The sequence below is a fragment of the Polaromonas sp. P1_H6 genome (genome assembly GCF_056405195.1).
Map to the genome: position 1 here is coordinate 22,080 of NZ_JBFUCN010000017.1, position 13,565 is coordinate 35,644.

Sequence of the window (13,565 nt, forward strand, 5' to 3'; positions counted from 1 at the left end):
ACGTTTGCAGCTTCCTGAGGGTTCCCGTCAACTAAGGTCGTTTTTGTAGTGATGGGTATCGGTGCGGTACAGGCCCCGGCGCAATTCCATGGGCAGGTCGTTGTAGGTATAGGCGGTGCGCTCCACGCTGAGCAGCGGCGCGCCCACCGGCACGCTGAGCAGCGCGGCGGAGGCCTCATCGGCCGCGACGGCGCGGATTTTTTCCTCGGCGCGCACCATGCGCACGCCGAACTCGGTTTCAAACAGCGCGTACATGGGGCCGCGGTGCGTGGCCAGCCGCTCGGCGGTCAGGCCCTTGAACGGGCCGCCCGGCAGCCAGACGTCTTCGAGAATCGTCGGCGTGCCCTGGAAGGCCAGCACGCGGCGCAGCTGCAGCACGGCGTCGCCGGTGCGCAGCGAGAGCGGGCGCGCGATGTCGGCCGGCGCGCGCAGGCGCTTGCAATCGATGATCTGCCGCTCGGCCGGGCCTTCGCTGGTGGTGTCGCCGCTGTCGGGCATGAGCCGCAGGAAGCGGTATTGCACGTGTTGCTCAGCATGCGTGGCCACGAAGGTGCCCTTGCCCTGGCGGCGCACCACCAGGTTCTCGGCCGCCAGTTCGTCGATCGCCTTGCGCACCGTGCCCTGGCTCACGCGGAAACGCGCGGCGAGGTCCATCTCGCTGGGAATGGCCTCGCCGGGCTTCCATTCACCGGCCTGCAGGCTTTGCAGGATCAGCACCTTGATCTGCTGGTAGAGCGGGCTGAAGGCCGGTGCCACGCCGGTAACCGCGCCGGCATCGCCGGAAAGCGTGGCGGAATCGGTCAATGAGGACGGGTTGATGGCCATGGGAGCAGCAGGTTAGCAGCAGTAAGTGGCGTTTGGCGGCGGGTTAAAGCGGGTTGCATGGGGTGCCGCAACAGGCACGCGGCAATCCCGGAAATAAAGTCCGAATCAAGCCTGAATCATATCTTATATAAGACATAAGACAAATTGACGCCCGTCACTTTTCGAGCGTAAAATCTTGGGCTGAGCCAGTGCATGGCCTGCCATTTTGCGGTGATTTTGAGGGCGAAAACCCTGAATAAGCATCTCGGATATCCCAGGCTCGCGCCAGACATCTCACATCACACCCTCATTCAACCGATTCTTAACTTTCCTGGAGCCCTCGATCATGAGCAAAAAACCCGTCCGTGTTGCAGTCACCGGTGCAGCTGGCCAAATCGGTTACGCATTGCTGTTTCGCATTGCCTCCGGCGAGATGCTCGGCAAGGACCAGCCCGTCATCCTGCAACTGCTCGAAGTGCCTGTTGAGGGCCCGCAGAAGGCGCTCAAGGGCGTGATGATGGAACTCGACGACTGCGCCTTCCCGCTGCTGGTCGGCATGCAAGCGTATGACGATCCGATGAAGGCCTTCAAGGATGCCGACTACGCGCTGCTGGTCGGTTCGCGCCCGCGCGGCCCCGGCATGGAACGCGCCGAACTGCTGGCCGTCAACGGCGCCATCTTCACGGCGCAGGGCAAGGCGCTCAACGCCGTTGCCAGCCGCAACGTCAAGGTGCTGGTGGTCGGCAACCCCGCCAACACCAACGCCTACATCGCCATGAAGAGCGCCCCCGACCTGCCGCGCAAGAACTTCACCGCCATGCTGCGCCTGGACCACAACCGCGCTGCCAGCCAGATCGCCGCCAAGACCGGCAAGGCCGTGGCCGACATCGAAAAGCTCACCGTCTGGGGCAACCACTCGCCCACGATGTACGCCGACTACCGTTTCGCCACCATCAAGGGCGAAAGCGTCGCCAAGATGATCAACGACCAGGAATGGAACGCCAACGTGTTCCTGCCCACCGTCGGCAAGCGCGGCGCCGCCATCATTGAAGCGCGCGGCCTGTCCTCGGCGGCATCGGCCGCCAATGCCGCCATCGACCACATGCGCGACTGGGCCCTGGGCACCAACGGCAAGTGGGTCACCATGGGCATCCCGTCGGACGGCCAGTACGGCATCCCCAAGGACGTCATGTTCGGTTTCCCCGTGACCTGCGAAAACGGCGAGTACAAACTCGTCGAAGGCCTGGAAATCGACGCCTTCAGCCAGGAACGCATCAACAAGACGCTGGACGAGCTCAAGGGTGAGCAAGACGGCGTCAAGCATCTCCTGTAAACCAGTACTGCAACCCGAAAATATCGAAACATGAAAGCGCGTCTTCGCACCCATGGCGGCGTTGCAAGCCTTGCGAAGGCGTCCAGCCTTCGCTGCGGCTCGCGCCTTGCCCTGGGCGCGAATCCATCACTTTCATTTTGTTTCGCTACTTCCAGCTTGCAGTACTAGAGGCCGCCAGCACTTGTCCGCACACCGCCGTCCTCATCCATGAGCGACTGGAATCCCGCACTCTACAGCCGCTATGAGGACGAGCGCACGCGCCCGGCCCAGGAGCTGCTGGCGCGGGTGCCGCTGGGGCAGGCGGCCCGGGTGTTCGACCTGGGCTGCGGGCCCGGCAATTCCACCGAGTTGCTGGTCCGCCGCTTTCCGGGCGCCGTGGTCACGGGCACCGACAATTCCGAAGCCATGCTGGCCAGCGCGCGCAAGCGCCTGCCGGCCGCGCATTTCGAGTTGAGCGACATCGCCGATTGGCAAGCCGCATCCGGCGATGCCGCACCCCAGCTCATCTACGCGAACGCGGCCTTGCAATGGGTGCCCGACCACGCCAGGCTGATCCCGCGGCTGTTCGCCGCGCTGGCGCCCGGCGGCGTGCTGGCCATCCAGATGCCCGACAACCGCGACGAGCCCACGCATCGCCTGATGCGCGAGTTGGCGTCCGAAGCGCCGTGGACTGACGCAATCGGTGATTACTCAAAGCTGCGCACCGAGCTTTTCTCGATAGACCGTTATTACGACCTGCTGGCCGCTGAGGCCGCGCACGTCGATGTCTGGCGCACGGCTTACCAGCACCCTATGGATTCGGCCGCCGCTATCGTGGAATGGGTGCGTGCAACGGGCCTCAAGCCCTTTGTGGACCGCCTGCCGCCGGACCTGCAGGCGAGTTACCTCGCCGAATACGAACGGCGGGTCGCCAAGGCCTATACCCCGCGCAGTGACGGAAAACGGCTGCTGGCCTTCCCGCGCATGTTCATCGTCGCCCAACGCAAGCCATGAGCGCCACCGCCCTTCATCCCGCGCAAGTGCTGCTCGGCGCCCAGGCCGGCGCCATGACGCTGCCGGTCTGCGACCACTACAGCGGCGTCGAAGCGCGCATGCGCAAAAGCCTGCAGTTGCAGGCCGAGATGATCGAGGAGTTCGGCGCCTGCGTGTTTGACGTGACGCTGGACTGCGAAGACGGCGCGCCCGTGGGCGGCGAGGCCGAGCACGCGGCCATGGTGGTGGCGCTGGCGGCATTGGCCGGCGACAAGGCCCGCGTCGCCGTGCGTGTGCACGCGGTGGACCATCCGGCCTTTGAGTCCGACATGGCGATGATCGCCGGCAAGCTGGCGCGCCACCTTTCGCACATCATGGTTCCCAAGGTCGAATCGCTGGCCGACGTACTGCGCGCCGAGCAGGCGCTGCTGGCCGCTTGCGCCGGGGATTTGCCGCTGCACGTGCTGATCGAATCGCCGCTCGCGGTGCGCAATGCCTTTGAGATCGCGGCGCACCCGCGCGTGCAGTCGCTGAGCTTCGGGCTCATGGATTTTGTGTCGGCCCATGCGGGCGCGATTCCCGCCGACGGCATGAGCAGCCGGGGCCAGTTCACGCACCCGCTGGTGCTGCGCGCCAAGCTCGAAATCGCTTCGGCCTGCCACGCCCACGGCAAGGTGCCCTCACATTGTGTTGTCACGGAATTCAGCGACATTGAGGCCATGACCGCCGCCGCACGCCATGCCGCCCGCGAACTGGGCTACACCCGGATGTGGAGCATCCACCCGAACCAGATTCGCCCCATTCTGGAGGCCTTCGCACCCGGCGAAGGCGAGATTGAGGACGCCACCAAAATAATCACCGCCGCCGCGCTTGCCGACTGGGCGCCCATCAACTTTGAAGGAAAGCTGCACGACCGCGCGAGCTACCGCTACTTTTGGCAGGTTCTGGAGCGTGCGCACCAGACCGGCCGTGTCTTACCGCACGAGGCGCAGGCGTATTTTCCTGTCCCGCTTCACTGATTTTTCCGATTGACTGTTGACCGTTCCAAAGGACCCTCATGAAACATTTCGCTCTCTCTGCCTTGATGCTGGCCGCGCCGGCCCTGTTGCTGGCCCAGACGGCGGCCCCTAAAGCCGCCGCGCCCAAGGCTGCAGCCGCAGCTGACCAGCCTGTCCAGGCCGCCAAGCGCGCACCGATCAGGCGTTCCGCCGCCAAGGTGGTGGAAGAAAGGACGCCCATTGACGATGACCTGTCAGTCACCTTGACCGCTGAAGACCTGGAGCTCGCCAAGCGGGTTTACATCGGCACGATCCCCTGCGAACTGGGTGCCTCCGTCACCATCACGCCGAACGAAAAACGCCCGGGCTTCTTCCTGGTGCAGACGGGCAAGATGCGTTTTCGCATGCACCCGGTCGGAAGCCGCACCGGCGCCATCCGCCTGGAAGACGGCCGTGCAGGCGCCATGTGGCTCCAGCTGGGCAACAAGTCGATGCTGATGAGCCAGAAATTGGGCCAGCGCCTGGCTGACGAGTGCATGAGCCCGGCGCAGGTGACTTTTGCCGACGACATGAAGAAGAACCCCCCGACCAGCATTCTGGAGGCCTTGCCTGCCGCCAAAGCTGCGCCAGCTCAGGCTGGCACGGGTTCTGCTCAGCCAGAAACTGCCCCGGCCAAAACCCAATAACAGACACAGACCACGACCGCACGGGCATCGCCCGTGCAAATTTTTGAGTACAGGAGAAAAAAACCATGACGTCCGACTTCTTGCAAACCTACCGCGCCCACGTCGCCGAGCGCGCCGTCACCGGCATCCCGCCGCTGCCGTTGTCCGCAAAGCAGACCGGCGAAGTCATCGAGCTGCTGAAGAATCCGCCCAAGGGCGAGGAAGCCTTCCTGGTCGAACTCATTACCCACCGCGTTCCGGCCGGCGTTGACGACGCCGCCAAGGTCAAGGCCAGCTACCTGGCGGCTGTGGCCCACGGCACGGAAAAATGCGCGCTGATCTCGCGTGAAAAAGCCACGCAGCTGCTGGGCACCATGCTGGGCGGCTACAACATCAGCCCCATGGTCGCGCTGCTCGACGACGCGGAAGACAGCGTCGCCACGCAAGCCGCCAGCGGCCTGAAAAATACCCTGCTGATGTTCGACCAGTTCCACGACGTCCAGGAAAAAGCCGAGAAGGGCAACAAGTACGCCAAGGCCGTGCTGCAAAGCTGGGCCGATGCCGAGTGGTTCACCAGCCGCCCTGAAGTCCCCGAGTCCATCAAGCTGACGGTCTTCAAGGTGGCCGGTGAAATCAACACCGACGATCTTTCCCCCGCGCCCGACGCCTGGAGCCGCCCCGACATCCCGCTGCATGCCATCGCCATGCACAAGAACGCCCGCCCCGGCGTCACGCCCGAGGAAGACGGCAAGCGCGGCCCGGTCAAGTTCATTGAAGAACTCAAGGCCAAGGGAAACCTCGTGGCCTATGTGGGCGACGTGGTCGGCACCGGTTCCTCGCGCAAGTCGGCCACCAACTCCGTGCTGTGGTGGACGGGCCAGGACATTCCGTTTGTGCCCAACAAACGCTTCGGCGGCGTCTGCCTCGGCAGCAAGATCGCACCGATTTTCTACAACACCATGGAAGACTCCGGCGCGCTGCCGATCGAACTCGACGTGAGCCAGATGGCCATGGGCGACGTGATCGAGCTGCGCCCCTACGACGGCAAGGCGCTCAAGGACGGCAAGGTGATCGCCGAGTTCAAGCTCAAGAGCGACGTGCTGTTCGACGAAGTGCGTGCCGGCGGCCGCATTCCGCTGATCGTCGGCCGCGGCCTCACGGCCAAGGCGCGCTTCGCGCTGGGCCTGCCTTTGTCCACCCAGTTCCGCCTGCCGCAGAACCCGGCCGACAACGGCCGCGGCTTCACGCTGGCGCAAAAAATGGTCGGCCGCGCGGTCGGCCTGCCGGAAGGCCAGGGCGTGCGCCCCGGCACGTATTGCGAACCCAAGATGACCTCGGTCGGCTCGCAGGACACCACCGGCCCGATGACGCGCGACGAACTGAAAGACCTGGCCTGCCTGGGCTTCAGCTCCGACCTGGTCATGCAGTCCTTCTGCCATACGGCGGCCTATCCCAAGCCCGTCGACGTGAAGATGCACCACGAGCTGCCTGATTTCATCAGCACGCGCGGCGGCATTTCGCTGCGTCCCGGCGACGGCATCATCCACAGCTGGCTTAACCGCATGCTGCTGCCCGACACCGTCGGCACCGGCGGCGACAGCCACACGCGTTTCCCCATCGGCATCAGCTTCCCCGCGGGCTCCGGCCTGGTGGCCTTCGGCGCCGCCACCGGCGTGATGCCGCTGGACATGCCCGAATCGGTGCTGGTGCGCTTCAAGGGTGAAATGCAGCCCGGCATCACGCTGCGCGACCTGGTCAACGCGATCCCGCTGTACGCCATCAAGGCCGGCCTGCTGACGGTCGCCAAGCAGGGCAAGAAGAACATCTTCTCGGGCCGCATCCTGGAAATCGAAGGTCTGCCCGACCTCAAGGTGGAACAGGCGTTCGAGCTCTCCGATGCCTCCGCCGAGCGTTCCGCCGGCGGCTGCACGGTGCACCTGAACAAGGAACCCATCATCGAGTACATCAACAGCAACATCACGATGCTGAAGTGGATGATCGCCACGGGCTACTCGGACGTGCGCACCATCAAGCGACGCATCGCCGCCATGGAAGCCTGGCTGGCCGACCCGCAGTTGCTCAAGGGCGATGCGGATGCCGAATACGCCGCCGTCATCGAAATCGACCTCGCCGACATCCACGAACCCATCGTGGCCTGCCCGAACGACCCCGACGACGTGAAGACCCTCAGCGAAGTGGCCGGCAGCAAGATCGATGAAGTCTTCATCGGCAGCTGCATGACCAACATCGGCCACTTCCGCGCGGCCTCCAAGCTGCTCGAGAACAAGCGCGACATCCCCGTCAAGCTGTGGATGGCGCCGCCGACCAAGATGGACGCCAAGCAGCTCACGGAAGAGGGCCATTACGGCGTGCTCGGCTCCGCCGGCGCCCGCATGGAAATGCCGGGCTGCAGCCTGTGCATGGGCAACCAGGCACAGGTGAAAGAGGGCGCGACGGTGTTCTCCACCTCCACCCGCAACTTCCCGAACCGCCTGGGCAAGAACTCCAACGTCTACCTCGGTTCCGCCGAACTGGCCGCGATCTGCTCCAAGCTGGGCCGTATCCCCACCAAGGCCGAATACATGGCCGACATGGGCGTGCTGACGGCTGCCAGCGCGCAGATTTACCAGTACCTCAACTTCGACCAGGTCAAGGATTACACCGACATGGCCGATACGGTGAAGGACGGCGTGCCGGCCTAAGTGGACACCCTGCCTGCGGCTTGACAGCCGCAAGGTGAAATGGAAGGATGAAGTGATGAAGAAACCGTCACTTCTTTCCTTCCTTTTTTTTGCCCTTTTTTCGGTAACCGGTGCGGGAGCACAAGAAGCGCGCAGCAACGCCTTCAACGACCCCTTCCTCCAGGTCACCTCGGCCATCGCCCAGTGCCCGGTTCCCGAAGGGCCGCTTTACACCGAGCAGGAAGTGCGCGACGTGGCCCATGTCCGGGCGCAGCACGGCGGCAGCTGTTATCGCGTGGGGCGCTGCCGGCTTGCCAACTCTTATTGGTACGACCAGGAGATCATTCCGCGTGTCTCGCAGTACATCAAGCTCGACGGCCGCTTCGACGACACCAGCGTCTGGGTGCAGGGTGAGCGCCGGCTGGTGTTCCTCAAAGGCTGCGTCAAGACACGCGAGCAGTCCGAAGCATTGGAGAAAGCCGTCTGGCTGGTCGACGACGTGATGGGGGTGGTGAACTACCTGCGCGTGGGCGATGAGCCCGTGCGCTATGTGCCCGCACAGAAATAAGGGCGTGGCACGGCGCCAGTCCGAAGCGCATTGGAGTCTTCAGGGCAGAGGCTCGACCACCCGCAATTCCGAACCGTCGACAAAGGTCAGGTACCAGAACTCCGGCGACAGCGGCAGGTTGGGGCGCATATAACTCACGTTGGACGCCTGCACATAGACCGTGCTCGCGCCGATGTCGGGCGGCGGCGCCAGGTAGTGGCGCTTGAGGCCCACCAGATTGCCTATGCTGGCGACCACGGTGCCTACCGATTCGGTGACGGCATTGACGGTCGTCCCCTGGCCCAGCATGTGGATGGTGGTCTGGCCGACCAGGTCGGGAGGCGAGGCCTCCACGTACAGCACCGCGGCGCTGTTGATGCGCAGGTCGTCCGGTGCGGCCGGTTCGGTGGATTTGTTGAATGAGATGAAGGGCATGGGACCTCGCGCTGGTTCAGGACAGGTGCAGTTCTTTGTGTTCGCCCAGCCTGGGCGGCGTGTCTCCGGTGAGCGCGGCCTTGGCCATCTTGGCCAGCTGCACCATCTTGCTTTCCTTCACATCCCAATATTCAGCGTGGTGGATATGCACCGCCAGCAAGGCCAGGTCCGGGTCGTTCACGCCGGCCGGAAACCAGGCCCGTGCCGCCGGCGACCAGAGTTCTTCCTTTTTGGCCTGGTCTTCGGCAACCAGAGCCTGGCCTGACAGCGACACATAGCTGTCGTCACCCGGGTCCGCATACGACACATTGACATTGCCGTCCTGCTGCAGGCGCTGGGCCAGCTCGCTTTTGCGCGAGATGAAAAAGTACAGCCGCGCGCCTTCGTCGATGGCGCGGTTCTGCGTGGTCAGCGGATGGGCGTGCAGCAAGCCGTTGGCGTGGCGGTGCGTGAGCATGCCGTACTTGATGTCCTTGATCAGGGCCCAGAGGGTGTCGTGGTCTGATTTGGCTGTGCTCATGAAAACTCCCTGAATGGATGTGTATCGATGTGCATGGGGTGGAAGCTTCAAGGCTAGGCGCCGGGCCGCATGCCGCTCATCGGCCAGCGGCCCGGGCAGCTGTCAGCAAGTGCCGACAGCTCCGGCTTGCGCACGCCGCTTATGTAAACCATTGCCCTACCGCGGAACCAAATGGCGGAGCGGTTACCATATAGATGAGAGTAATTCGCATTTGCATGACTGGTTCCTTACAGGCGCGGCGCAAGACATGACTGTTTTTCCGCCTTTTCGTCTTTTCGCCTGCCGACCCGGTCCCCTGCGTGCCCGCTTCTTTTGTAAAGGTGTTCCATGAAATTGTTGTCCTTCTCCCTTGCCGGCGCCGCGCTGGCCGCCGGCCTTCTGGCCGCTCCGCTGGCCGCCACAGCGCAAGCCGTCAAACCCAGCCCCGAGGGCATCGTGGTCTACAACGCCCAGCACGCCAGCCTGACCAAGGCCTGGGCCGATGCCTTCAGCAAGGAAACCGGCATCAAGGTCACCTTGCGCAACGGCAGCGATACCGAGCTGGGCAACCAGATCGTGCAGGAAGGCAAAGCCTCACCCGCCGACGTGTTCCTGACCGAAAACTCTCCCGCCATGGCGCTGGTTGATATGGCAGGGCTGTTTGCCCCGCTGGATGCGGCCACCTTGTCTGAAGTGCCTGCCAACTTCCGTCCCGAGCATGGCCGCTGGACCGGCATCGCCGCGCGCAGCACGGTGTTTGTCTACAACAAGGCCAAGCTCACGCCGGCGCAGCTGCCCAAGTCCATGCTGGATCTGGCCACGCCGGCATGGAAGGGCCGCTGGGCCGCGTCGCCTTCCGGCGCCGACTTCCAGGCCATCGTGAGCGCGCTGCTTGAGCTCAAGGGCGAGGCTGCCACTGCCGCCTGGCTCAAGGCCATGAAGGAAAACGCCACACCTTACAAGGGCAACGGCACGGTGCTCAAGGCCGTCAACGCCGGCCAGATCGAGGGCGGGGTCATCTACCACTATTACTACTACGGCGACCAGGCCAAGACCGGCGAGAACAGCAGCAACACCCAGCTGCATTACTTCCGCAACCAGGATGCTGGCGCTTTCGTCAGCATCTCCGGCGGCGGCGTGCTGGCCTCGAGCAAGCACCAGCCCGAAGCCCAGGCTTTCGTGAAATGGATCGCCGGCAAGGGCGGCCAGGAAATTTTGAAGACTGGCGACGCCTATGAATACGCCGTCGGTACCGGCGCGCAGTCCAACCCCAAGCTGGTGCCGCTGGCCGAACTGCAGGCGCCCAAGGTCGAGCCGTCCAAACTCAACAGCAAAAAAGTCACCGACCTGATGACCCAGGCCGGCCTGCTGTAAACCGCTTTCACGCCCGCGGATCGGATACCTTCCTTGAGTGCCTTGCCCCTTGATGCCGGCGCCGACGCCGTGCTGCGGCCTTTCCCGGCTGCTGCGGCGGCGGGGCATGGCGGCTGGCGCCTGTCCTGGGTGGGCGGCGCGGCCCTCGTGGTCTCGCTGCTGGCTTTGCTGCCGCTGGGCTTTGTGCTCTGGGTCGGCGTCCAGACCGGCTGGGATACCGCCTCGGCCCTGATCTTCCGGCCGCGCGTCGGCGAACTGTTGGTCAACACCGGGCTGCTGGTGGCGCTCACGGTGCCGCTATGCGCCGTGCTGGCTGTGGCGCTGGCTTGGCTCACCGAACGCAGCGAGCTGCCCGGCGCCCGCACCTGGGCCTGGCTGCTGGTGGCGCCGCTGGCGGTGCCGGCTTTTGTGCACAGCTATGCCTGGATGACGGTGGCGCCCGGGCTGCACGGCCTGGCGGCCGGCGTGATGGTCTCGGTGATCGCCTATTTCCCTTTCCTGTATTTGCCGGTGGCCGCGGCCCTGCGGCGGCTGGACCCGGGCATGGAAGACAGCGCCGCCTCGCTCGGCCTTAGCCCCTGGGCCGTGTTCTTTCGTGTGGTGCTGCCGCAGTTGCGGCTGGCGGTGTGCGGCGGCTCGCTGCTGGTGGGGCTGCACTTGCTGGCCGAATACGGCCTCTACGTGATGATCCGCTTCGACACCTTCACCACGGCCATCGTCGACCAGTTCCAGTCGACCTACAACGGCCCCGCCGCCAACATGCTCTCGGGCGTGCTGGTGGTCTGCTGCTTCGCGCTGCTGGGGCTGGAATCGGCCGCGCGCGGCAAGGAACGTTATGCGCGCGTCGGCTCCGGCGCGGCGCGCATGCCTTTGAAGCGCAGCCTGGGCCGCTTCACCGCGCTTGGCCTGTTGCTGCCCGCGCTGCTCAGCGTGCTGGCGCTGGGCGTGCCGCTGGTCACACTGGGACGCTGGCTGGTGGCGGGCGGCGCGGCTGTGTGGCGCTTCGATGAACTCGGCCCGTCTCTTTTCCAGACCCTGGCGCTCGCGCTGGCCGGTGCGTTGCTGACCACGCTGGCCGCTGTGCCCATGGCCTGGCTGTCGATACGCTCGCCGGGCCGGTTGCAGCGTGTGCTCGAAGCTTGCAACTACATGGTCGGCTCGCTGCCCGGCGTGGTGGTGGCGCTGGCCCTGGTCACGGTCACCGTGCGCCTGCCGATCTACCAGACGGCGCTCACGGTGCTGCTGGCCTATCTGCTGATGTTTTTGCCGCGCGCCCTGATCAGCCTGCGCGCCGGCATCGCGCAGGCGCCGGTGGAGCTGGAGCAGGCCGCGCGCAGCCTGGGCCGCACGCCCGCCCAGGCGCTGTGGGCCATCACGATGCGGCTGGCCGCGCCCAGTGCGGCGGCCGGCGCGGCGTTGGTGGGCCTGGGCATCACCAACGAACTCACCGCCACGCTGATGCTCGCGCCCAACGGCACGCGCACGCTGGCGACTTCCTTCTGGGCCTACAGCAGCGAGATCGACTACGCCGCCGCCGCGCCCTATGCGCTCATCATGGTGCTGCTCTCGCTGCCCATGACCTGGCTGCTTTACCACCAATCCAAACGCACGGCGGGACGATGACGCGATGACGACTTCTCTGGAACTGCAAGCCATCCGCAAACATTACGGCGCCGTTCAGGCCCTGGGCGGCGTGGACCTCAGCGTCACGCCCGGCAGCCGCACCGCCATCGTCGGCCCTTCGGGCTCGGGCAAAACCACGCTGCTGCGCATCATCGCGGGCTTTGAGGCGCCCGACGCCGGCCGTGTCACCCTGGGCGGGCGCCAACTGGCCGATGGCCCCGATGCCGTGCCCGCGCACGAACGCGGCATAGGTTATGTGCCGCAGGACGGCGCACTGTTTCCGCACCTCACGATTGAAGGCAACGTCGGCTTTGGCCTGCCGCGCAACACGCCGCGGCGCGCTGAACGGATCGCCGAACTGATGGACATGGTCGCGCTGGACAGCGCCATGCTGGCGCGCCGCCCGCATGAGCTCTCGGGCGGCCAGCAGCAGCGTGTGGCGCTGGCGCGGGCTCTGGCGCAACGGCCGAAGCTGATGCTGCTCGACGAACCTTTCTCGGCACTCGACACTGGCTTGCGCGCCAGCACCCGCAAGGCCGTGGCGCAGCTGCTGGGCGCTGCGGGCATCACCACCATCCTCGTCACGCACGACCAGGCCGAGGCCTTGTCATTCGCCGACCAGGTGGCCGTGATGCGCGGCGGGTTGCTGGTGCAGGCCGGCCGCCCGCTGGACCTGTATTTGCGGCCGCGCGATGCGGCTGTGGCCGGCTTCCTGGGCGACAGCATCGTGCTGCCCGCGCAACTGGCCGGCGGCTGGGCCGACTGCGCGCTGGGGCGCATCGCCGTCAACGACAGTGGGCGCCAGGGTCCGGCGCAAATCATGCTGCGGCCCGAGCAGCTGCAGGTGGCCGAGGTGCCGGCCGAAGCGGCGGCGCAGGGCTCGCAAGGCGAGGCCTGCTACGGTGCGATCACCGACACCGATTTCGGCGGCTCGGTCTGCGTGCTGTCGGTGCGCCTGGTGCGCGGCACCGGCGCGGCTTCGGCGGCGCCAGCAAGCGGCTGGGATGAGCCGCTGCTGGTGCACAGCGCGGGCATGCATGCGCCGGCGCTGGGCGCCATGGTGCGCATCACCGTGGCCGGCCAGGCCCACGTCTTCAGCGCCTGAGGGCCAGCAAGCTTTGTTACTTTTTCCGTCAAGGAATTCCCTGTTTTCGGGTATATTGTGTACGGTGTACACAAGATGCGAAGGGTCTCCTGACCTTGTTGTTTCGCCGTGTCGCATCCGCTTTTCATCGGCACCTCAAACAAGGAGATTTCTTTATGGCCCGCTACGTAGATGGATTCATCGTCGCCGTCCCCACCAAGAAAGTGGAGGCCTACCGCAAGCTGTCCCGCAAGGCCGGCAAGATCTGGAAGGAGTACGGCGCGATCGAATACACCGAATGCATCGCCGACGATGTGAAACCCGGCAAGCTCACCTCCTTTCCGCAAAGCGTCAAGCTCAAGAAGGATGAAGTGGTGGTGTTCTCCTGGATCACCTACAAGTCGCGCAAGCAGCGCGACAGCGTCAACAAAAAGGTCATGTCCGACCCACGCCTCGAAGCCATGATGGACCCGAAGAATCTACCCTTTGACGGGAAGCGGATGATCTTTGGCGGCTTCAAGACAATCGTCGAGTTGTGAAGACTGCTGAC

Annotated in this window: 13 protein-coding genes; 10 read left to right on the forward strand and 3 right to left on the reverse strand. The window is 65.0% G+C overall.

Going from position 1 to position 13,565, the window contains the following annotated elements; translation table 11 throughout:
• Positions 1-27 precede the first annotated feature (27 nt).
• Entirely contained in the window at positions 28-825 is a 798-nt protein-coding gene (locus tag AC1D1F_RS16065; RefSeq protein ID WP_477655144.1) for a GntR family transcriptional regulator, read from the reverse strand.
• Positions 826-1,150: 325 nt separating this feature from the next.
• Here AC1D1F_RS16065 and AC1D1F_RS16070 point away from each other — a divergent pair, with 325 nt between their 5' ends.
• The 6 genes from AC1D1F_RS16070 (at position 1,151) to AC1D1F_RS16095 (ending at position 8,021) form a co-directional block, all read left to right on the forward strand.
• Positions 1,151-2,137 carry a malate dehydrogenase gene (locus tag AC1D1F_RS16070; RefSeq protein WP_477655145.1) on the forward strand — a complete coding sequence of 329 codons (987 nt, stop codon included), beginning with the start codon at positions 1,151-1,153 and terminating at the stop codon, positions 2,135-2,137.
• Positions 2,138-2,344: 207 nt separating this feature from the next.
• Entirely contained in the window at positions 2,345-3,130 is a 786-nt protein-coding gene (tam, locus tag AC1D1F_RS16075) for a trans-aconitate 2-methyltransferase (RefSeq protein ID WP_477675593.1), read from the forward strand.
• Positions 3,127-4,128, forward strand: a complete 1,002-nt coding sequence (locus tag AC1D1F_RS16080) for an HpcH/HpaI aldolase/citrate lyase family protein (protein ID WP_477675594.1) — start codon at positions 3,127-3,129, stop codon at positions 4,126-4,128. Before tam ends, AC1D1F_RS16080 begins: the two co-directional genes overlap by 4 nt.
• Before the next feature lie 38 nt (positions 4,129-4,166).
• On the forward strand, positions 4,167-4,793 hold the full coding sequence (locus AC1D1F_RS16085) for a hypothetical protein (protein WP_477655148.1): 627 nt from the start codon (positions 4,167-4,169) through the stop codon (positions 4,791-4,793).
• Between the two features lie 65 nt (positions 4,794-4,858).
• Entirely contained in the window at positions 4,859-7,474 is a 2,616-nt protein-coding gene (locus AC1D1F_RS16090) for a bifunctional aconitate hydratase 2/2-methylisocitrate dehydratase (protein ID WP_477675595.1), read from the forward strand.
• Positions 7,475-7,529: 55 nt separating this feature from the next.
• Complete coding sequence (locus tag AC1D1F_RS16095; RefSeq protein WP_477675596.1) at positions 7,530-8,021, forward strand: BON domain-containing protein; 492 nt, start codon at positions 7,530-7,532, stop codon at positions 8,019-8,021.
• Between the two features lie 39 nt (positions 8,022-8,060).
• On the opposite strand, the gene AC1D1F_RS16100 is transcribed toward AC1D1F_RS16095, so the two are convergent.
• Both AC1D1F_RS16100 and AC1D1F_RS16105 read right to left on the reverse strand, forming a co-directional pair.
• Positions 8,061-8,435, reverse strand: a complete 375-nt coding sequence (locus AC1D1F_RS16100) for a hypothetical protein (protein WP_477675597.1) — start codon at positions 8,433-8,435, stop codon at positions 8,061-8,063.
• Between the two features lie 16 nt (positions 8,436-8,451).
• A complete protein-coding gene (locus AC1D1F_RS16105) occupies positions 8,452-8,955 on the reverse strand; it encodes a pyridoxamine 5'-phosphate oxidase family protein (RefSeq protein ID WP_477696468.1) in 504 nt (167 codons plus the stop codon).
• 327 nt (positions 8,956-9,282) lie between these two features.
• Between AC1D1F_RS16105 and AC1D1F_RS16110 the strand changes: the two genes are divergently transcribed.
• The 4 genes from AC1D1F_RS16110 to AC1D1F_RS16125 all read left to right on the forward strand — a co-directional run bounded on the left by AC1D1F_RS16110 (position 9,283) and on the right by AC1D1F_RS16125 (position 13,554).
• A complete protein-coding gene (locus AC1D1F_RS16110) occupies positions 9,283-10,308 on the forward strand; it encodes an iron ABC transporter substrate-binding protein (protein ID WP_477675599.1) in 1,026 nt (341 codons plus the stop codon).
• Between the two features lie 33 nt (positions 10,309-10,341).
• Complete coding sequence (locus AC1D1F_RS16115; RefSeq protein ID WP_477675600.1) at positions 10,342-11,931, forward strand: ABC transporter permease; 1,590 nt, start codon at positions 10,342-10,344, stop codon at positions 11,929-11,931.
• 4 nt (positions 11,932-11,935) lie between these two features.
• Positions 11,936-13,036 (forward strand): ABC transporter ATP-binding protein, encoded by a 1,101-nt coding sequence (locus AC1D1F_RS16120; RefSeq protein WP_477675601.1) that lies wholly within the window; start codon positions 11,936-11,938, stop codon positions 13,034-13,036.
• A 155-nt stretch (positions 13,037-13,191) separates the two neighbouring features.
• Positions 13,192-13,554 (forward strand): DUF1428 domain-containing protein, encoded by a 363-nt coding sequence (locus tag AC1D1F_RS16125; protein WP_477675602.1) that lies wholly within the window; start codon positions 13,192-13,194, stop codon positions 13,552-13,554.
• The last annotated feature ends 11 nt before the right edge of the window (positions 13,555-13,565 follow it).

What these genes read in the sequence shown, in the direction of transcription:
- AC1D1F_RS16065 (WP_477655144.1), bottom strand. Translation starts at nt 825, where the DNA reads ATGGCCATCAACCCGTCCTCATTGACCGATTCCGCCACGCTTTCCGGC.
- AC1D1F_RS16090 (WP_477675595.1), top strand. Translation starts at nt 4,859, where the DNA reads ATGACGTCCGACTTCTTGCAAACCTACCGCGCCCACGTCGCCGAGCGC.
- AC1D1F_RS16080 (WP_477675594.1), top strand. Translation starts at nt 3,127, where the DNA reads ATGAGCGCCACCGCCCTTCATCCCGCGCAAGTGCTGCTCGGCGCCCAG.
- AC1D1F_RS16125 (WP_477675602.1), top strand. Translation starts at nt 13,192, where the DNA reads ATGGCCCGCTACGTAGATGGATTCATCGTCGCCGTCCCCACCAAGAAA.
- AC1D1F_RS16085 (WP_477655148.1), top strand. Translation starts at nt 4,167, where the DNA reads ATGAAACATTTCGCTCTCTCTGCCTTGATGCTGGCCGCGCCGGCCCTG.
- tam (WP_477675593.1), top strand. Translation starts at nt 2,345, where the DNA reads ATGAGCGACTGGAATCCCGCACTCTACAGCCGCTATGAGGACGAGCGC.
- AC1D1F_RS16100 (WP_477675597.1), bottom strand. Translation starts at nt 8,435, where the DNA reads ATGCCCTTCATCTCATTCAACAAATCCACCGAACCGGCCGCACCGGAC.
- AC1D1F_RS16120 (WP_477675601.1), top strand. Translation starts at nt 11,936, where the DNA reads ATGACGACTTCTCTGGAACTGCAAGCCATCCGCAAACATTACGGCGCC.
- AC1D1F_RS16110 (WP_477675599.1), top strand. Translation starts at nt 9,283, where the DNA reads ATGAAATTGTTGTCCTTCTCCCTTGCCGGCGCCGCGCTGGCCGCCGGC.
- AC1D1F_RS16070 (WP_477655145.1), top strand. Translation starts at nt 1,151, where the DNA reads ATGAGCAAAAAACCCGTCCGTGTTGCAGTCACCGGTGCAGCTGGCCAA.
- AC1D1F_RS16105 (WP_477696468.1), bottom strand. Translation starts at nt 8,955, where the DNA reads ATGAGCACAGCCAAATCAGACCACGACACCCTCTGGGCCCTGATCAAG.
- AC1D1F_RS16095 (WP_477675596.1), top strand. Translation starts at nt 7,530, where the DNA reads ATGAAGAAACCGTCACTTCTTTCCTTCCTTTTTTTTGCCCTTTTTTCG.